The sequence below is a fragment of the Herbaspirillum frisingense genome (assembly GCF_047325095.1).
Taxonomy (GTDB): domain Bacteria; phylum Pseudomonadota; class Gammaproteobacteria; order Burkholderiales; family Burkholderiaceae_D; genus Herbaspirillum; species Herbaspirillum frisingense.
Map to the genome: position 1 here is coordinate 3057620 of NZ_CP168558.1, position 19067 is coordinate 3076686.

15 protein-coding genes are annotated in these 19067 nt (G+C 63.6%); 10 read left to right on the forward strand and 5 right to left on the reverse strand.

Annotated elements, in window-relative coordinates; all coding sequences use genetic code 11:
* Window positions 1-222 precede the first annotated feature (222 nt).
* Both ACEOAC_RS14085 and ACEOAC_RS14090 read left to right on the forward strand, forming a co-directional pair.
* Window positions 223-1791, forward strand: a complete 1569-nt coding sequence (locus tag ACEOAC_RS14085) for an NAD(P)H-hydrate dehydratase (RefSeq protein ID WP_241813719.1) — start codon at window positions 223-225, stop codon at window positions 1789-1791.
* Window positions 1745-2689 (forward strand): DMT family transporter, encoded by a 945-nt coding sequence (locus tag ACEOAC_RS14090; protein WP_006712631.1) that lies wholly within the window; start codon window positions 1745-1747, stop codon window positions 2687-2689. The genes ACEOAC_RS14085 and ACEOAC_RS14090 overlap by 47 nt, the downstream gene beginning before the upstream one ends.
* 6 nt (window positions 2690-2695) lie before the next feature.
* On the opposite strand, the gene ACEOAC_RS14095 is transcribed toward ACEOAC_RS14090, so the two are convergent.
* A complete protein-coding gene (locus ACEOAC_RS14095; RefSeq protein WP_413628417.1) occupies window positions 2696-3418 on the reverse strand; it encodes an ABC transporter ATP-binding protein in 723 nt (240 codons plus the stop codon).
* On the opposite strand from ACEOAC_RS14095, the gene ACEOAC_RS14100 reads away from it, so the two are divergent.
* Entirely contained in the window at window positions 3417-4094 is a 678-nt protein-coding gene (locus tag ACEOAC_RS14100) for an arylesterase (protein WP_413445413.1), read from the forward strand. The genes ACEOAC_RS14095 and ACEOAC_RS14100 overlap by 2 nt on opposite strands.
* Window positions 4095-4182: 88 nt before the next feature.
* Here the strand turns inward: ACEOAC_RS14100 and ACEOAC_RS14105 are convergent, their stop codons facing one another.
* A complete protein-coding gene (locus ACEOAC_RS14105; RefSeq protein ID WP_241813722.1) occupies window positions 4183-4902 on the reverse strand; it encodes a glutamine amidotransferase in 720 nt (239 codons plus the stop codon).
* A 29-nt stretch (window positions 4903-4931) separates the two neighbouring features.
* Here ACEOAC_RS14105 and ACEOAC_RS14110 point away from each other — a divergent pair, with 29 nt between their 5' ends.
* Window positions 4932-5111, forward strand: a complete 180-nt coding sequence (locus ACEOAC_RS14110) for a hypothetical protein (RefSeq protein ID WP_241813723.1) — start codon at window positions 4932-4934, stop codon at window positions 5109-5111.
* A gap of 284 nt (window positions 5112-5395) precedes the next feature.
* On the opposite strand, the gene ACEOAC_RS14115 is transcribed toward ACEOAC_RS14110, so the two are convergent.
* Both ACEOAC_RS14115 and ACEOAC_RS14120 read right to left on the reverse strand, forming a co-directional pair.
* Window positions 5396-7315 (reverse strand): SurA N-terminal domain-containing protein, encoded by a 1920-nt coding sequence (locus ACEOAC_RS14115; RefSeq protein WP_413445412.1) that lies wholly within the window; start codon window positions 7313-7315, stop codon window positions 5396-5398.
* Window positions 7316-7520: 205 nt separating this feature from the next.
* Window positions 7521-8063 (reverse strand): hypothetical protein, encoded by a 543-nt coding sequence (locus ACEOAC_RS14120; RefSeq protein ID WP_413628418.1) that lies wholly within the window; start codon window positions 8061-8063, stop codon window positions 7521-7523.
* 287 nt (window positions 8064-8350) lie between these two features.
* On the opposite strand from ACEOAC_RS14120, the gene ACEOAC_RS14125 reads away from it, so the two are divergent.
* The 6 genes from ACEOAC_RS14125 to ACEOAC_RS14150 all read left to right on the forward strand — a co-directional run bounded on the left by ACEOAC_RS14125 (window position 8351) and on the right by ACEOAC_RS14150 (window position 17615).
* Entirely contained in the window at window positions 8351-9472 is a 1122-nt protein-coding gene (locus ACEOAC_RS14125) for a putative 2-aminoethylphosphonate ABC transporter ATP-binding protein (protein WP_241813726.1), read from the forward strand.
* Window positions 9473-9479: 7 nt separating this feature from the next.
* Window positions 9480-11225, forward strand: a complete 1746-nt coding sequence (locus tag ACEOAC_RS14130) for a putative 2-aminoethylphosphonate ABC transporter permease subunit (protein ID WP_413628419.1) — start codon at window positions 9480-9482, stop codon at window positions 11223-11225.
* 147 nt (window positions 11226-11372) lie between these two features.
* Window positions 11373-12356, forward strand: coding sequence for a putative 2-aminoethylphosphonate ABC transporter substrate-binding protein (locus ACEOAC_RS14135; protein WP_413445200.1), 984 nt, complete (start codon window positions 11373-11375; stop codon window positions 12354-12356).
* A 132-nt stretch (window positions 12357-12488) separates the two neighbouring features.
* Complete coding sequence (locus tag ACEOAC_RS14140) at window positions 12489-13691, forward strand: TIGR03364 family FAD-dependent oxidoreductase (RefSeq protein ID WP_077237155.1); 1203 nt, start codon at window positions 12489-12491, stop codon at window positions 13689-13691.
* A gap of 611 nt (window positions 13692-14302) precedes the next feature.
* Window positions 14303-15964 carry an MFS transporter gene (locus tag ACEOAC_RS14145; RefSeq protein ID WP_006712641.1) on the forward strand — a complete coding sequence of 554 codons (1662 nt, stop codon included), beginning with the start codon at window positions 14303-14305 and terminating at the stop codon, window positions 15962-15964.
* A gap of 316 nt (window positions 15965-16280) precedes the next feature.
* The gene (locus ACEOAC_RS14150; protein WP_077237154.1) at window positions 16281-17615 is read left to right on the forward strand and encodes a methyl-accepting chemotaxis protein; all 1335 of its coding nucleotides are present in this window, start codon (window positions 16281-16283) and stop codon (window positions 17613-17615) included.
* A gap of 470 nt (window positions 17616-18085) precedes the next feature.
* Here the strand turns inward: ACEOAC_RS14150 and ACEOAC_RS14155 are convergent, their stop codons facing one another.
* Complete coding sequence (locus ACEOAC_RS14155; protein ID WP_077237153.1) at window positions 18086-19042, reverse strand: LysR family transcriptional regulator; 957 nt, start codon at window positions 19040-19042, stop codon at window positions 18086-18088.
* Window positions 19043-19067 lie beyond the last annotated feature (25 nt).

Genomic DNA, 19067 nt, shown 5'->3' on the forward strand with positions numbered 1-19067 from the left:
GCCAGCGCATCAGTCACGACGACCGGACCTCATTTGAGCGCGCCGATTTTTTTCATCTGAGACGGTTCTGCGCCAAGACCCTAATTCACTTAAAATCGACACCGTTGCGCCGGCATCCTGCCTGACGGCCGACGCAAGCTGCCCTTCGTGGCACTGCTGCGCCCTGCCTGAGCTTCACTTCATCCATCCAGCTGTCCAACGAATGCACCAGCGACCACGATCATGAGCGCGCTCCACTCCGTTGCCGAGATCCGCCAAGTCGAACAGCAGGCCCTGTCCGCCCTACCCCCTTACACCCTGATGCAACGTGCCGGCGCCGCCATTGCCGAGTTGGCGCAGCAATTGCTGTGCTCGGCCACGGTGTCCTCGCCGTCTGTCCTGGTGCTGGCCGGCCCCGGCAACAACGGCGGCGACGCGCTGGAGGCGGCCTGCCTGCTGGAAGAAGCGGGGATCGAAGTCAGCGTGCAATTGCATGCCGACGAAAGCCGCCAGCCGGAGGATGCGCGGCGCGCACTGGCCCGCGTGCGCGAAGCCGAGATCCAGTTCATCGACGATCTGAGCGACACCGCCTTGCGCGCCCAGTCCTGGGCCCTGGTGATCGACGGCCTGTTCGGCATCGGCCTGGCGCGCCCGCCCGGCCCCAGGCTGCGGCCCATCATCGACTACATCAACAGCCTGCGCTGTCCGGTGCTGTCCATCGATGTCCCCAGCGGCCTGAATGCCGATACCGGCAGCATCGTCGGCGGACGTGAGGGGCTGGCCGTGCAGGCCACCCATACCATTACCTTCATCTCCGACAAGCCCGGTCTGCACACCTGTGACGGCAGCGACCATAGCGGCCATATCGTGCTGGAACCGCTGGAGATCGACGATAGCCATTTCCCGTCAGCCCGCGCCTTCCTCAACGGCCCGCAATGCTTCGCCACCGCGCTCAAGCCGCGTGCCAACAACAGCCACAAGGGCAGCTATGGCGATGTCATCGTGGTGGGTGGTGCACGCGGCATGGCCGGTGCGCCGGTGCTGGCTGCGCGCACGGCGGCCTTCAGCGGTGCCGGGCGGGTCTATGTGGCCTTCGTCGACGAAGGTCCTGCCTATGACGACAAGCACCCGGAACTGATGTTCCGCCTGGCCGACCGGGTCGAGTTCGGCGCCAGCGCGGCGCTGGTGATCGGCCCCGGCATGGGCACCTCGCGCCACGCGCATGACATCCTGGCGCGTGCGCTGGACAGCGAGGCCGACATCGTCATCGATGCCGATGCCCTGAACCTGATCTCGGCCGAACCGTCCCTGCAGCACAAGCTGCACCGGCGCCACCAGGCCGGTGCCGAGATCACCAGCATCATCACGCCCCACCCGCTGGAAGCGGCCCGCCTGCTCGACAGCAGCACCCAGCAGATCCAGCAGGACCGCCCGCAGGCAGCGCGCCTGCTGGCCCGCCAGTTCAATGCCATCACCGTGCTCAAGGGCGCGGGGACGGTGATCGCCTTCCCCGATGGCGAAATCCTCATCAACCCCAGCGGCAACCCGGCGCTCTCCACTGCCGGTACCGGCGACGTTCTCTCGGGCCTGTGTGGTGCGCTGCTGGCGCAAGGCTGGCCGACCCGCGCCGCTGCCCTGGCTGCCACCTGGATCCACGGCGCCGCCGCCGATCAGCTGGTGGGTGCCGGGCTGGGCCCGGTGGGGCTGACCGCAAGCGAATTCATTCCCGCCATCCGGGCGGTGTTCAACCAGATCATCCGAGACCATGTCCAGCGCCGTCCTGCCGCATCCCCGCATCGCCCCCAGCCATAAGCTGGGCATCCTGTTTCTCATCGCCGGGCTGTGGACGCTGTCGCTACTGGATACCGCAGGCAAGCTGCTGGCCCTGGCCGGCTACCACGTGGTGATGATTGCCTGGATGCGCTACACCATCAATCTGCTGTTCATGGCCGTGACCCTGGCGCCGCTGTACCAGCGGCGGCACGGGCGCAGCATCCTGCGGTCCAACCGGCTCGGCCTGCAACTGGGGCGCGGTGCGCTGCTGCTGGCGTCGACGCTGATCTTCTTTTCGGTCCTGAAGATCGTGCCGCTGGCTGAAGGGACGGCGATGAATTTCTGTGCACCCCTGATCGTGCTGGCAATCTCACCCTGGCTACTGGGCGAACGCAGCTATCTCTCGCGCTGGATCGCGGTGCTGGTGGGTTTTACGGGCATGTTGATCGTGATCCGCCCCAGTGGCGACATTCCGCCGCACGGGGTGGCGCTGGGGCTGGTGTCGGCGCTGACGATGGCATTCATGTCCATCCTCAACCGCAAGGCCAGCCAGGCCGACAATCCCATGGTGACGCTGTTCTACGGGGCGCTGGTGGGCAGCGTGCTGTCGACGCTGATGGTGCCTTTCTTCTGGAGCGCCCATACGCCGACAGCTATCGAACTGGCGATTCTGGTGTCCACCGGCATTACCAGCACCATCGGCCACTTCCTGCAGAACACCGCCTACCGGCATGCCGAAGCCTCGGTGCTGACGCCCTTCTTCTATGCCCAGATCATCTCGGCTTCGGGCATGGGCTGGCTGGTGTTCGGGCAATTCCCCGACAGCATCACGGTGCTGGGTATCGCCATCATCTGCGCCAGCGGGATCGGCATTGCCTATATCGAGCACAAACGCGCCCATCCGCTACCGCCGGCCGATCCGATGGAAGCGGTCTGAGCAGGCTCAGAGCAGGCGTCCGGCCGCGATGGTCAGGGTGCGCTCACAGCGCGCGGCGATGCCGTTGTCGTGGGTGACCAGCACCAGGGTGGAGCCGCGTTCGCGGTTCAGTTCAAACATCAACTGGATGACCGATTCGCCGGTGGCCGCGTCCAGGCTGCCGGTGGGCTCGTCGGCGAACAGCAGCGGCGGTTCGGTGACGAAGGCGCGGGCCAGCGCCACGCGCTGCTGCTCGCCCCCGGAGAGGTACTTGGGATAATGCTTCAGGCGGCTGCCCAGGCCGACCCGGCCCAGCATCTGCTCGGCCTTGGCGCGGGCCTGGCCGTCGCCGCGCAGCTCCAGCGGCAGCATGACGTTTTCCAGGGCGTTCAAGTGCCCAAGCAACTGGAAGGACTGGAACACGAAGCCCAGCTTGCGCTTGCGCAGCAACGCCCGGCCGTCCTCATCGAGGGCATAGATGTCTTCGCCATCGAGCCGCACGGAACCTTCGCTGGGAGTATCCAGTCCAGCCAGCAGGCCCAGCAAGGTGGACTTGCCGGAGCCGGAGGCGCCGACGATGGCCACCGTGGTACCGGCGGCCACGGTAAAATCGATGTCGCTCAAAATAGTCAAACGCCCACCGGGCGCGGCGACATCGGCAACATGTTTGGATAACTGAAGGACTTCAATGGCTGCAACGACGGCGGATTGTGCGGTATCGGTATCAGTTTCAGGAAGGGAAGCAGGCATGCAGGGCAATCAGGCAAGGGGGTCCGGGAGGGGCGCGGCGCGCGCCAGCGTACTGGGCTGGCTGCTGCGGCTGCTGGCGGGCGTCGCCCTGGTGCTGGCGACGGCGAGCGCTTATTCTGCCCCAAAAAACCTGCTCGTGCTCGGTGATAGCCTGTCGGCCGAATATGGTCTGCAACGCGGCACTGGCTGGACCGGGCTGTTGCAGCAACGGCTGCAGCAGAACAAATCGGAACTGCGGGTGGTCAACGCCAGCATCAGCGGCGACACCACCATCGGCGGACGCAATCGCCTGCCGGCGCTGATGACGCAGCACCAGCCGGACATCCTGGTGATCGAACTGGGCGCCAACGACGCCCTGCGCGGCCTGCCGCTCAAGACCAGCCAGGACAACCTGCAGGCCATGATCGACCTGGCCCGCCAGCAAAAGGCCAAGGTGCTGCTGATCGGCATGCAGATTCCGCCCAATTACGGCCCCGACTACACGCGCCGCTTCGCCGCGATGTACCAGGGCCTGGCCAAGGCCAACAAGGTGGCGCTGGTGCCGTTCTTCTTCGAGGGCATTGCCGCCGACCTGTCGCTATTCCAGGCTGACCGCATCCATCCCAACGAACAAGCCCAGCCCAGGCTGCTGGACAATGTCTGGCCGCATCTGAAGCCGCTGCTGGGCAAGAAGTAAATCCCCCGCCCTGAAAGCCGAAGCCCCTGCCGCCGTCACTGGCGCCAGGGGCTTCGTTCATCCAGCAGAAGAACCGGACAGCTACGCCTCAATGGCGCGCGTACAGGTCCAGGAAACGGCGCAGCAGCCCGGTCGATTGCGGGGTTGCACTGACCTTTTCGCACAGGGCCTGGGCGTCGATACCGCAGCCACGGTAGATGTCGGTGTAGTAGCGCAGGTGGGCGCGCACGAACTCGGGCGAAAACTCCGGGTGAAACTGGGTCGAGTAGACGTTGTGCTTGTGCTTGATCACGTGGTGCGGGTCCATCGGCGAACGGGCCATGACGATGGCGTCCTTGGGCGGCCGCAACACCGACTGCATGTGCAGCATGTGCGCCGGGAAGGCCTCCGGCAGCACGCCCAGCAATTCATCCTGACGGCAGCATTCCAGTGTTTCCACGTGCATGGTGCCAGCAGCCCGGCCGGCCGGGTTGTAGCCGACTTCACCGCCGAAGGCATGGGTCAGCAGCTGGTGGCCGTAGCAGATGCCGAACATCGGCGTATCCAGGGCGGCGGCGTCGCGGATCCATTCGGCGGTGCGCTCGCTCCAGTCTTCCTTGTCGGTCACCATGGCCGGCGAACCGGTGATGAAGACGGCCCGATAGCTGCGCGGGCAGGACGGGCGCTCCCCTTCATAGACGGTCACGACTTCGATTTCGGTGTGGCACAGACCGGCGGCGCAACCTATCTGGTCGGCATAACCACCATAGTTGGTCTTGAGGGCAGGATTGGCATCGCCGGTTTGGATGATCAGGACTGGGGCAGGCATAAAAACGTGGTCGGTATTCAGGGCAAAACATGGCATCGGAAGTATTCCTTGTGGGAAATACACCGAGCGATGCCTTCGAACTTCGACTGGAGGCAGCGACAACTTTACGGCAGCCGTTTATTCCAAAAACGGCGCAAGATGGCATGCGGATGACATTATTTTCACTTCATCAGCACAATATGTGCATTTTCTCGCTGAGTGAAAACTGACCGGGACTGACCAGGATTGACAATATCCGACGAAATCCCGAGGGACAAAAACAGAAAAAGGTCCATCCCCGAACCCTGATCTTTTGGGCATCCCCCGCCTGTACATCCCGCATGCAGGCTGCGCCGGTGTCCATGATGAAACAAAAAAGGCCGCTGGAAAAGCGGCCTCGGTAAATATTTTAGTAAATTGTGGCAGACATGCCGACAACTCCCCTGAACTGGGCGGAGCTGCGCGCCGATTCACGATCCCGGTGCGCGCATGCCCCGTCGCGGGTCACGCCAGCTTACTTGGCGGCGTCATCCGCGCTGACTGCAGCGGCACCCTTGAGCAGCTTGGTCTTGGCCTTCTCGCGCAGGTAGTCCAGGTAAGCCAGGGCTTCCTGTTGCGACAAGGCGGCCACGATCTGTTCCTGCTCGGCCTTGCGGCGGGCGGTGTCGACGGTCTTGGGCTGTTCCACCTTGGTGACGCGGTAGATCTGGTAACCCAGGCCCTGCGTCTCGGCGCCGACGTAGGCTGGCAGCTTGGCGGTATCGGCCTTCATGACGGCATTGAAGGCTTCCTGGGTCCAGCCGTCGGACTTCACGCGCGAGACCACCTTGGCATCGCTGAAACCGGTGGCGTCATCCTTGGCCTGCAGCTGTGCCAGGCGTTCCTGGCCGGCCTTGACCGCCAGTGCCTGTTCTTCCTGCTGCAGCACGGCCTTTTGCACATCGGCCTTGACCTCCTCGAACGGACGCTTGGCAACCGGCTTGTAGCTGGTCATGCGGCCGGCCACCAGGGTATTGGGGGCAGTCTGCACGGCTTCGGTATTGTGCTTGGCCTTGATCACGTCGTCGGTAAACAACGCCGTCAGGAACTTGGCATTGTTGTACGGCAGCGGGCCAGCGGCCGGGTTGGGCGCACGGGTCACGCCGGTGGCGGTCTGGATCTTCAGTTTGAGCTTGTCGGAGACGGCCTTGAGGCTGTCGCCGTTTTCATAGACCAGGTTGTTGAACTGGTCGGCCATTTCCGAATACTTCTTGGCGGCGATCTGCTTCTTGATCTCGGCGCCGATCTCGGCCTTGACCGATTCCAGCGGCTTGACGGCGGCCGGCTTGATGCCGGTCACTTCGATCACGTGATAGCCGAAGTCGGATTCCACCGGATCGCTGATCTCGCCCTGCTTGAGGCTGAAGGCGGCATCTTCGAAGGGTTTGACCATGGCGCCCTTGGCAAAGTAGCCCAGGTCGCCACCGTTTTCAGCCGAACCGGGGTCCTGCGAGTTGGCCTTGGCCAGCTTGGCGAAGTCGCCCGGGTTCTTGCGCAGTTGCGCCACCAGGCCTTCGGCCTTGGCCTTGGCGGCAGCCTTCTCGGCTGCCGGCGCGTCCTTCTTGACGGTGATCAGGATGTGGCTGGCACGACGCTGTTCTTCGGTGGCGTACTGCTTCTGGTTCTGCTCGTAGTAAGCCTTGATGTCGTCGTCGGTGACGGCAGCCTGCGCGGCCACGGCGGCAGCGTCCAGCACCACGTATTCGATGTCGGCCTGCTCCGGGGTCTCGAAGCGGGCGCCGTTCTTGTCATAGTAGGCCTTGAGCATGTCGTCGCTCACCTTGACCTGGGCGGCATAGCTGTCCGGCTTGAAGTTGAGCATCTGCACCGTGCGTTCCTGATCGTTCAGGTTCGACAGGTTCTCGGCCACGGTCCGGGGCGCGAAGGCGGTGCTCTGGATGGCGGCGTTCAACTGCTGCACGGCCATTTCACGGCGCAGGCCGGCTTCGTAGGACTTGGGCGTCATGCCCTGGGCGGCCAGCAGCACGCGATACTGTTCATTGTCGAAGCTGCCGTCCGGCTTGGTCAGGCCGGGGATCTGCAGGATGCTCTGCTGCAGCACCTGGTCCGGCACCACCAGCTTGTTGGCCACCACTTCGGCGCCCAGGGCGCGCTGGGCGATCAGGTTGTCCAGGATGGCGCGACGCGCCTGCGGGCTATCGAAGATCTTGCTATCGAACTGGTTGCCGTACACCTGGCGCATGCGCTCCAGTTGCTGGCGGTGCGCGGCGTCCCATTCTTCCTTGGTGATGGTCTGGCCGGCCACCTTGGCCACGCCGCTGTCATCGGTCAGGCGGCTGTAGCCCTCCAGGCCGAAGAAGGCGAACGACGGGAAGATGAACAGCAGCAGCAGGAACTGCATCAGGCGCTGGTGAGTACGAATGAAATCAAACATGAATAGCCAATCAATAAACGATCTGGTCAATGAAGGTCAGCGAGGACTGCCGCCGGGCGTCCGCGGATAATAAAAAGGGCGAACTCGCGTTCGCCCTGATCCGGCGCAGGCCCTTGGGCCCGGGACGCACAACGCACACCGTCGTGCTCGCGCGACATTATACACATGCCAATGCCCTGAGGCATCTTTGCGCCCCCGCCGCACCCTAGCGGTCCATCTGGGCCAGTGCCACGCTGCGCAGCTGGAAACGGCCGTCATTATTGAACAGCCAACTCTCCGAGAGTTCGATGCGGCCCTGCTTCAACAGCGCCGGTGGCGGTTTGGGAAAGGGTGCGGCCGTCTTCAGGCTGCCCAGGGCGCTAGATTCGGCGTGCTTGTCGCGATTGCTGCGCAGGATTTCACTTTTGACCAGATTGCCATCCCCATCGACGATGTACTTGATCACGATCACCGAGCGCAGCAGCGCCTGCGGCCTTTCCACATAGACACTGGTGAAGTTGACCTGGGAAATGCGCTTGGCCAGGTCGACCTTGTAGCCATCCACGGTGGTCGCGGTAGAGGTACCGTCTTCGGTGGTCTTCTTTTGCTCGATCAGGGTGCGCGCCAGCTCGTCACGGGTTTCCTGGGTACTTTCCGGGGCCGAGCAGGCGGCCAGCATGGCCGCCACGCCCACGCCCGAGATGGCCAATCGCCTGACCAACTGGCGCGGCGAGGTCGGCAGCCGCGCCGGCCTGGTGCGTGTATTCATTCTGGTCTCCTCTCAGATGAACGATCTTGATTCACTCAATGCCGCTCGTCAATGAAGGATTGGACCGCAAATCGCCGTGCCGATTCCCTGCCGCCGGGAGTCCGGGCGGGCATCCATAGCTTCAATCTATAGCAAGGATTCTGCTCCGCTATTGCAGCAGGGGGTGTCATCCAGCAGTCATATTTTCACCGTACCATCCGCATGCCTTCCACCCCAGGCTGCGCCCCGCAACTCCGCACGGGCGCTGCGTTTGGGCAACAACGCGAGCTAGCGAGACCACTTCCGAGATGATGCACAATCCTTCTTCCGCCGCGCTTGCGCTGCCGCCCTGCCAGGACCCGCAGGAACACAGCGAGACCGGTTTCCTGACCGTGCAGGGCATCGAAAAGCGCTTTGGCGCCTTCACCGCGCTGGATCGGGTATCGCTGGAAGTGCGTCGCGGCGAGATGGTCTGCCTGCTGGGGCCGTCCGGATGCGGCAAGACCACCCTGCTGCGCACCATCGCCGGGCTGGAACGCCAGGACGCCGGCCAGCTCCACGCCGGCGGGCGCGATATCTCCCACTTGCCGCCCCAGGCGCGCGATTACGGCATCCTGTTCCAGTCCTATGCCCTGTTTCCCAACCTGACCGTGGCCGATAACGTCGCCTACGGCCTCACCGGCATGAAGCGTGATGCACGCCGGGATCGGGTCGCGGCCATGCTGGACATGGTCGGCCTGGGCGGCAGCCAGGCCAAGTATCCCGGCCAGCTCTCCGGCGGGCAGCAACAGCGCGTGGCACTGGCCCGCGCACTGGCGCCGTCACCGTCCCTGCTGCTGCTGGACGAACCGCTGTCGGCCCTGGATGCCCAGGTACGCGAACACCTGCAACTGGAAATCCGCCGCCTGCAAAAGCAGTTCGGCATCACCACCCTGATGGTCACCCACGATCAGGAAGAAGCCATGGTCATGGCCGACCGCATCGCCGTGATGCAGCACGGTCGCATCGAACAGTTCGGCACGCCGGCCGAGATCTACCGGCGCCCGGCCACGCCCTTCGTGGCCGACTTCATCGGCCATGCCAACTGGTTGCCCTTTACCCGCATCTCCGGCTCGCAGGTCGCGGTGGGAGCGCTGCGCCTGGAAATCCAGGCCGAGGAAGCCGAACTGCCCAGCGGCCGCCTGTTCTGCCGTCCGGAATCGGTCGAACTGTTCGCCACCGACGCCACCGCCAACCGTTTCCAGGCGCGGGTGACCGACCGCATCTACCTGGGTAACCGCTACCGCCTGGCACTGGCGGCCGACGCGCTGCCCGGCCAGACCCTGCTGGCCGATGTCAGCGACCAGGCCCATGAACGCCTGGCCGCCCTGCCCGCCAACGACGGCCTGTGGGTGGCCCTGCCGCGCCAGGCCCTGCAGGTGTTTGCCTGAATCTGCGATGAGCCTGCCCTCCTCCCTTTCTTCGTCCGCCATGGCGATCGAACCATCCGTGCAGCCTGCCCCGGCCCTGCGCATGAGCACGGTCGATCGCAGCCAGGGCCTGCTGGCCGGCTTCAAGTGGCTGTTGCTGGTGCTGCTGCTGGTCGGCCTGGGTGGACCGTTGTTGTTCATCCTGGCGCAGGCGGTGCTGCAGCCCGATGGCAGTTGGGCCGGTGCGGCGCCGCTGATGGCACTCTTCGCCAACATCAATTTCCTGCCCATGCTGGGGCGCAGCCTCTGGGTCTCGGCCATGACCGCCGTGGTCACGGTGCCGCTGGCCTATGTCTTCGCCTATGCCCTGCAGCGTACGGGCATCCCCTTCAAGGGCCTGTGGCGCGGGATCGGCCTGTTGCCGCTGCTGGCACCGTCGCTGCTGCCGGGCATCGCGCTGATCTACCTGTTTGGCAACCAGGGCCTGTTCAAGGAATGGATGGACGGCAGCATCTATGGCTTCTGGGGCATCCTGCTGGGTGAAGTGTTCTACACCTTCCCGCATGCCATGATGATTCTCCTGTCGGCCCTGTCGCAGGCCGACGGACGCCTCTACGACGCCGCCCATGCCATGGGCGCCTCGCGCTGGCGCATCTTCCGCACGGTCACCCTGCCGGCCACGCGCTATGGCATCTTCGGCGCGCTGTGTCTGGTCTTCACGCTCACCATCACCGACTTCGGCGTGCCCAAGATCACCGGCGGCGCCTACAGCGTGCTGGCGGTGGAAGCCTACAAGGCGGTGGTCGGCCAGCAGCAGTTCGGGCGCGGTGCGCTGATCGGCTTGCTGCTGCTGGTGCCGGCCCTGCTGACCTTCGCCCTGGACGGCTGGCTGCAGCGCCGCCAGCGCGCCAACATGAGCAGCCGCTCGGAAGTCTATGTGCCCCGCCCCGACTGGCGGCGTGATGGCCTGAACCTGCTGGCAGTAGTCTTGATCGCCGCCGCCATCCTGATGATGATCGTGGTGGCCATGGGCGCCTCGCTGGTCAAGCTGTGGCCCTACAACCTGCAACTGACGCTGCAGCACTACGACTTCGACAACATGGACGGTGGTGGCTGGCTGGCCTATTTCAACAGCCTGAAACTGGCCTGCGGCACCAGCGTGGTCGGCACCGTGGTGATCTTCAGCGGCGCCTGGCTGATGGAAAAGACCCGTGGCCAGGCGCCGCTGTCCGCGCTGCTGCGCATGCTGTGCTTCCTGCCGATGGCGGTACCGGGACTGGTGCTGGGCCTGGGCAGCCTGCTGTTCTTCAACCATCCGGCCAATCCCTTCAACTTCCTCTACGGGACGATGAGCTTGCTGGTGCTCTGCTCCATCGTGCACTTCTACACCACGGCCCACCTCACCGCCGTCACCGCCCTCAAGCAGCTCGATCCGGAATTCGAGGCGGCCTCGCTGTCGCTGAAGGTGCCGCTGCTGAAGACCTTTATCCGGGTCACCGTGCCGCTGTGCCTGCCGCAGATGCTGGAGATCTTCCGCTACCTGTTCGTCTCCTCGATGACGACGGTGTCCGCAGTGATCTTCCTGTACCGCCCGGACACCGTACTGGCCTCGGTGGCGGTGCTGAACATGGATGATGCCGGCGATGTCGGCCCGGCCGCCGCCATGTCCACCCTGATCCTGCTGACCTCGGCCGCCGCCGCGCTGCTGATGCACCTGGCCGGCAGCCGCTGGCTGGCGCGTGCCCAGGCCTGGCGTCGTGGACGCGCCCACTGACCGGGTTTCTCCCCTTGTCCGCTTTTACCCTCGCACTTTTTTACCCTCGCGTTTCCGACGCTTTTTCAACCTAGCCATTCACAGACGAAGGCCATCATGAAAAAAACCAAGCTGTTTTCCCTGCTCGCATCGGTGATCGGCGCCGGCATGCTGTTGGCGGCACCAGCCGTGCAAGCGGCCACCACGCTGACCGTCTACACCGCCCTCGAAGCCGACCAGATCAAGGCCTACCAGGCCGCCTTCCAGAAGGCCAATCCGGACATCGAAATCAAGTGGGTACGCGACTCCACCGGCATCGTCACCGCCAAGCTGCTGGCCGAAAAGGCCAACCCGCAGGCCGACGTGATCTGGGGCCTGGCCGCCACCAGCCTGGCCCTGCTGGACAAGGAAGGCATGCTGACCCCGTACGCACCGCAAGGCCTGTCGGCCATCGACGGCAAGTACCGCAGCGCCGCCAATCCGCCGGCCTGGGTCGGCATGGACGTGTGGGCCTCGGCCATCTGCTTCAACACCGTGGAAGCGCAGAAGCAAGGTCTGCCCAAGCCGACTTCCTGGGCCGACCTGACCAAGCCGGTCTATGCCGGCAAGATCGTCATGCCCAATCCGGCCTCTTCCGGTACCGGTTACCTGGACGTCTCGGCCTGGCTGCAGATGATGGGCGAAGACAAGGGCTGGGCCTACATGGACGCCCTGCACAAGAACATCGGCCAGTACACCCACTCCGGCTCCAAGCCCTGCAAGCAGGCGGCCACCGGTGAATTCCCGATCGGTATCGCCTTTGAGTACCGCGCCGTGAAGACCAAGAAGGAAGGCGCGCCCATCGACGTGATCCTGCCGGCCGAAGGCCTGGGCTGGGACATCGAAGCCACCGCCATCGTCAAGGGCAGCAAGCACCTGGAAGCAGCCAAGAAGCTGGCCGATTTCTCCGCCAGCAAGGACGCCATGGCGCTGTACGAAAAGAACTTCGCCGTGGTCGCCATCCCGGGCGTGGCCAAGCCGGACGAACTGCTGCCGGCCGACTACGAAAAGCGCCTGATCAAAAACGACTTCACCTGGGCCAGCACCAACCGTGATCGCATCCTGACCGAGTGGAGCAAGCGCTACGAAAGTAAGTCCGAGAAGAAGCAATAAGCACGCCGTAATAAGCACGCCGTCGCAGCCCAGCCTGCGACGGCGCGCGGAGAGGATCACAGGACGCCGACAGAGCGTCCGTCCACAACAGGCAGCACCACATCTCGCAACCGTATCCGATGGAGCATTCCCATGACGCAATCCCCCTCAGAACACGATCCGCAACACTTCGACCTGGCCGTGGTCGGGTCCGGCATCCTCGGCCTGGCGCATGCCTATGCGGCCGTCAAGCGCGGTCTCAAGGTGGCCGTGTTCGAACGTACCGGCACCCCGCTGGGCGCTTCCGTGCGCAACTTCGGCATGGGCCTGGTGACCGGCCAGCCGCCCGGCATCATGCTCGACCTGGCACGTGAAAGCCGCGCCATCTGGCTGCACCTGGCCGCGCGCGCCCACTTCAGCGCCCGCGAAGCCGGCACCCTGCTGTTTGCCCGCAGCGAGGCCGAGCACGATGTGCTGCAGGAATTCATGATGGTGCGCGCCCGCCAGTACGACTACCGCGCCTCGCTGCTGGAGGGAGACAAGCTCAATGCCCTCTACAACGGCCGCTTCCGCCATCACCGTTCGGCCCTGCATGGCACCGAAGACCTGCAACTGTATTCCCGCGAGGCGATGCCGGCGCTGGTGGCCTACCTGCACTCGCAGGGCGTGCATTTCCGCTTCAATACCCTGGTGCATGGCACGGCCGATGGCCGCCTGTCTACCACGGCCGGCGAGTTCCGTGCCGAGCGCGTGGTGGTCTGCTCGGGTCACGACTACCTGACCCTGTTCGCCGATCGCCTGCAGCCGATGAACCTGAAACAGTGCCGCCTGCAGATGCTGCGCCTGAAGACCGAAGAGCCGCTGCCACTGACCCATGCGGTGCTGACCGGGCTGTCCTGCACCCACTATGGCGCCTTCTCGGACCTGCCGACCGCGCGCGCCGTGCATGCCGAGATCGAGGCCAATGCGCCCCTGCTCAACAAGCACGGCATCCACCTGCTGGTCAGCCCCACGCCGTACCAGGAACTGATCGTGGGCGATTCGCACCACTACGGCAGCGATTCGCCGCCCTTCAACAGCGAAGAGGTCGATGAACTGATGCTGGGCCTGGTGGAACATACCCTGGCCACCCGGGTCAAGGTGATCGAGCGCTGGCAAGGCGTCTACGGCAGCAAGGGCCCGGGACCGTTCTCGGCCCTGCCCATCGATGCCCACACCTCGGTGGTACTGATGCACACCGGCATCGGCATGAGCGTGGGCCTGGGCCTGGGCGAGCGCGTGGTCAAGGCTTTGCTGGAAGGTGACAGCCTGCCTACGCCCACTGCCCAGCCGGCACCGGCGACGGCGCTGGCCTGATCGTTTCACCCTCGGCATCCCTCTCCGGCGCGGCGTCCGCGCTGCCGCGCCGGACATGCCGGGCAAACGACGTGGCGCAGGTTCTCTGCCGGCCCGCATTTTATTCCCCACGTTCTCTTCCGCTTTCCCTTCCCGCTACACCTGCCCTGACGTCCGCTTCAGGTTTTTCTGCCTGTTCCTGACAGAAAAAACTTCACTCCTTGTCTGGACAGATGCGAGCCCCCTGACATCCTCGCTGCATCGCAATAGCCACTCCCCACCCTGCAAAGCCTTGCCAGAGGCCACTTTGCCTGCTGCAGCGCAACCTGAAATCGCCGTCCTGCGCTGTAAGCTTGTGTAAGTTTGAAGCAAGTCTTGCGTAAGTTTGACGTCGCACACTCCCGGCATGGACAAGTGGGTCCTTACGCAAGCAATGCGAAGCCAATATCGCGGTTTGTGTCTGACGGGGAAGGCGAGGGAGGAATCTTCATGCTGTCTCCGGTGCGTTCTTGCATAACGCCCCATTCGACCATCTGTTGCATCTGTTGCACCTGTTGCATCGCAGGGTCCGTACCCCGGGTACCGCAGGCATCCATGCAGTAGCAATATCAATTAAAACCAAGGAGACAAACATGACCACAGCATCAGTCAACACGACTGCGCGCGGCATCACACCGGAGGAGAAGAAAGTCATCTTCGCCTCGTCGCTAGGCACCGTTTTCGAATGGTATGACTTCTACCTCTACGGCTCGCTCGCGGCCATCATCGCCAAGCAGTTCTTCGCCGGCACCGATCCCAACACTGCCTTCATCTTTGCGCTGCTGGCCTTTGCCGCCGGCTTCATCGTGCGCCCCTTCGGCGCGCTGGTGTTCGGCCGCCTGGGTGACCTGGTAGGTCGCAAGTACACCTTCCTGGTGACCATCCTGATCATGGGCGCATCGACCTTCATCGTCGGCGTGCTGCCCAACTACAACTCCATCGGCATCACCGCCCCGATCATCCTGATCATCCTGCGCATCCTGCAGGGCCTGGCACTGGGCGGCGAGTATGGCGGTGCGGCTACCTACGTGGCCGAACACGCGCCGGAAGGTCGTCGCGGCGCCTTCACCGCCTGGATCCAGACCACCGCCACGATGGGCCTGTTCCTGTCGCTGCTGGTGATCCTGGGCGTGCGTACTGCGGTGGGTGAAGCCGCCTTCGCCGACTGGGGCTGGCGCATTCCCTTCCTGGTCTCCATCCTGCTGCTGGCTATCTCGGTGTGGATCCGCATGTCCATGAACGAGTCGCCCGCCTTCCTGAAGATGAAGGCTGAAGGCAAGACCTCCAAGGCTCCGCTGACCGAAGCCTTCGGCCAGTGGAAGAACCTGAAGCTGGTCATCCTGGCGCTGGTGGGCCTGACCGCCGGCCAGGCCGTGGTGTGGTACACGGGTCAGTTCTATGCCCTGTTCTTCCTGACCCAGACCCTGAAGGTCGATGGTCCCACCGCCAACATCCTGATCGCTGCCGCCCTGCTGCTGGCGACGCCCTTCTTCCTGTTCTTCGGTTCGCTGTCGGACAAGATCGGCCGCAAGCCCATCATCCTGGGTGGTTGCCTGATCGCCGCCGTCACCTACTTCCCGATCTTCAACGGCCTGACCCACTTCGCCAACCCGGCGCTGGAATCGGCTCTGCAAAAGTCGCCGGTGATCGTGACCGCCGACCCGGCCAGCTGCCAGTTCCAGTTCAACCCGACCGGTACCAAGAAGTTCACCTCGTCCTGCGACATCGTGAAGGCCAAGCTGTCGGCCGCTTCGGTGAACTACCAGAACGTGGCAGGCGCACCGGGCTCGGTGGCCACCGTCAAGATCGGCGATCGCGTCATCACCTCCTATGAGGCCAACGGCCTGTCCAAGGAAGATGCGGCCGCCAAGGACAAGCAACTGTCCAAGGAACTGGCTGACGACATCAAGGCTGCCGGCTATCCGAGCAAGGCTGATCCGGAGCAGATCAACAAGCCCATGGTCCTGCTGCTGCTGTTCATCCTGGTGCTGTACGTGACCATGGTCTACGGCCCGATCGCCGCCGCCCTGGTGGAAATGTTCCCGACCCGCATCCGCTACACCTCCATGTCCATGCCCTACCACATCGGTAACGGCTGGTTTGGCGGCCTGCTGCCGACCACCTCCTTCGCGCTAGTGGCCTTCAAGGGCGACATCTACTACGGCCTGTGGTACCCGATCGTGATCGCCATGATCACCTTCGTGATCGGCCTGCTGTTCGTCAAGGAAACCGTGCACAACAACATCCACGACTGACCGCAAGACATACCCGCTTTAACGCCCCGCGCCCTGCCGCGGGGCGTTTCTTTTGGGCGTCGCGACCGTGGCAGTCGATATGCCTGCGGGCTCTCGCGAATAAGCTCAAGTTGTGTCCTGCCCCCTCCCCGCAGCAAAAACATTCCAATCCTCCAGACAAGCCCATCAGGAAATCTCCGATGGACGCGTTGCTGAAGATTCATACACTAGGGCCAATGACGCAGACGCTGCGTCGCGCGCAGGAAAATCCCTCTCAGGAGGGGGCGCCAGCCTTGCCAGTGCGCATGACAAAAACCAACCATGTAAGCCCTTTGCCATGACATTCCTTGATTCTTTCCGATTCCTATCTCGTCTCAGCAAGAAGAAAGCCGATACGCTGGGGCAGCTCGCCGCCATTGACAAGGCGCTGGCCGTCATTGAGTTCAGCCTCGACGGAAAAATCATCAAGGCCAACAGAAATTTCCTCGATCTGATGGGCTACTCGCTCGTCGAGATCAAAGGCCAGCACCATCGCATTTTCGTGGCAGAGGAAGAACGCAATACGCCGGCGTACGCAAAATTCTGGGAAAAGCTCGCGCGTGGCGAATTTGAACAGAGTCTCTATCGTCGCATCACGAAATCGGGTGCCGAGGTCTGGATTCAGGCCACCTACAATCCCATCATGGATGCTTGGGGACGGCCCTTCAAGATCGTCAAATATGCGCGCGACGTCACGCAACAGCAGCTACAGGTGGCCGACTTCTCGGGCCAGATCAAGGCGATCAACAAGGTCCGCGCCGTGATCCAGTTTGATGTCGCAGGAAACATACTCCACGCCAACGACAACTTCCTACAGGCGGTGGGCTATACACTTGCTGAAATCCAGGGCAAGCATCATTCCATCTTCGTCGAGCAGACCGAGCGCGCATCTCCTCAATACAAGGATTTCTGGCATCGCCTCGGCATGGGGCAAGCTGATGCAGGGCTGTATCGCCGCGTCAAGAAAAATGGCGATCCCTTGTGGCTACAGGCGAACTACAACCCCATCTTTGACATGAATGGCCGCGTCTTCAAGATCGTCAAATATGCGACCAACGTCACCATCCAGACACAGGCCACCCAGACTCTGCAGGCAGCGGTGAAGGGCCTGACCGGCGCGCTCAGTGAGGGATCGAGCAGTGCGCAGAAGGCGAACAATCTCGTCAAGGCGACCTCCTCCGTCGTTGTGCAAGGGGGCGAGGTCATGAATGAAGTCGTTCATAAGATGAGCGCAATCAATGCCAGCGCGGCAAAGATTACCGAGATCATCGCCGTGATCGACGAGATCACCTTCCGCACAAATCTGCTTGCCCTGAATGCGGCAGTCGAGGCTGCGCGAGCCGGCGAGCACGGGCGAGGATTTGCCGTGGTTGCCAGCGAAGTGCGCAGCCTGGCACAACGCACGGCGGCCTCGGCCAGTGAGATCAAGACCCTGATCGGTGAATCGGTCAACGAGGCCCGGGAAGGATCTGACCTGGTCACGAACGCGGGGAAGACCATGAGCACCATCGTCGAGTCTATCAACAACATCAGCGAAATCATCGAGACGATCAGCGTCTCCGCCCACAATCAGACCAATGAGATCGAACATGTCAACGGGGCATTGGAGCAGTTGCAAATCCTGATGAAATAAGCCGGGACGGGAAAAGCGGGATTAGGGCCTGTTCACATTTAATCTACGAGTGCGAGAGGTCGCCAAGCGTTGACTGCCTAGGCGCAGCGACGCGCCGTAGTGGTGCTACGGCAAGGAGCTGCAACAACGGCAGGCGACGCTTGGCGGCCTCTCCCGGAGGGTTGGCGCCAGAAGGCGCGCTGGCGGCGTTGCACGTCAGGGCTGGTGGCACCACCACCAACCCTGACGCGCGCCTTGCCACCACGCCTTCTGGCGCCAACGCATCTCGCAGATTAAATGTGAACAGGCCCTAGTCGCGGTTAGCACTGATCAGCAGCGACGATCCCTACCACTCGCGGCGATTGACGCTTGCGCTGCTCGGACTGGCAAGGGCCCCATGCCTCACCATTCGCCGATTTCCCTACTCCCCGATTTCGCACCCAGCTTCCGATCGTGATCGGGCGCAGCCTCCACCGGGCCACTGACGCAGCTCACAACGGAGACCTACGCGCCCTGGAGGCCGGTCTTGGCGTGCTCGCCAGGCTGGACGCGTTCGCCCGCCCGGCCTTCTCTTCCACCAGTTCCATCAAGCCCTGTGCCGCAATTGACAGGCTGCGCCCCTTGGGCGTGACGATCAACAAGGGCCGCACCAGGTCGGGGGCATCCAGCGGGATGGCCACCAGCTCCGGCAGGCGGAACTGGAACAAGGTCAGCTCCGGCACCACGCTCACGCCCAGGCCGCTTTCGATGAGGGCGGCCACGGTGGCCAGGTGCTCCACTTCCAGTCCGGTATGGATCACCGCGCCCGGGCGCAGGGCTGCATCCAGGTGCTGGCGTACGCTGGTGGAACGGGCCAGGTGGATCATCTCGCAGCCGGCCAGCTGCGCTACCTTGATGCGACGCTTGCCGGCCAGCTTGTGGTCGCGCCGGCAGACCAGATAGAACGGATCGCTGTACAGCGGGCGGGTATCGAACTCCAGCAGGTTCGGTCCCGGCGCGGTCAGTGCGATATCGGCCTTGCCCTGGCGCAGCAGGTCCAGGCAGTGGTCTGAAATGGCGTCGAACAGCTCCAGCATCACCCCCGGATAGCGACGCCGGTACTCCGCCAGCACCGGCGGCAGCCAACCCGCCGCCAGCGAGGGCAAGGCGGCGATGGCCACCCGGCCCTTGCGGCGCGCCACGTAGTCGCTCATGTCGGCGAAGGCGGCCTCGATGTCGTGGACCAGCTGGCGTGCCACCTGCACGAACAGTTCACCTTCCGGCGTCAGGGTCACATTGCGGGTATCGCGCTCGAACAGCCGCGCTCCGGCGGCGGCTTCCAGCTTCTGGATCATGGCGCTGAAGGCAGATTGCGAAACGTGGCAGCGCTCGGCCGCATGGCCGAAATGGCGGCAGTCGACCAGGGCCAGGAAGGCCTGCAGCAATCGCGTGGAGATATTGGTTTGCATGGCGAAGGTGGGCCGGCAATTATCC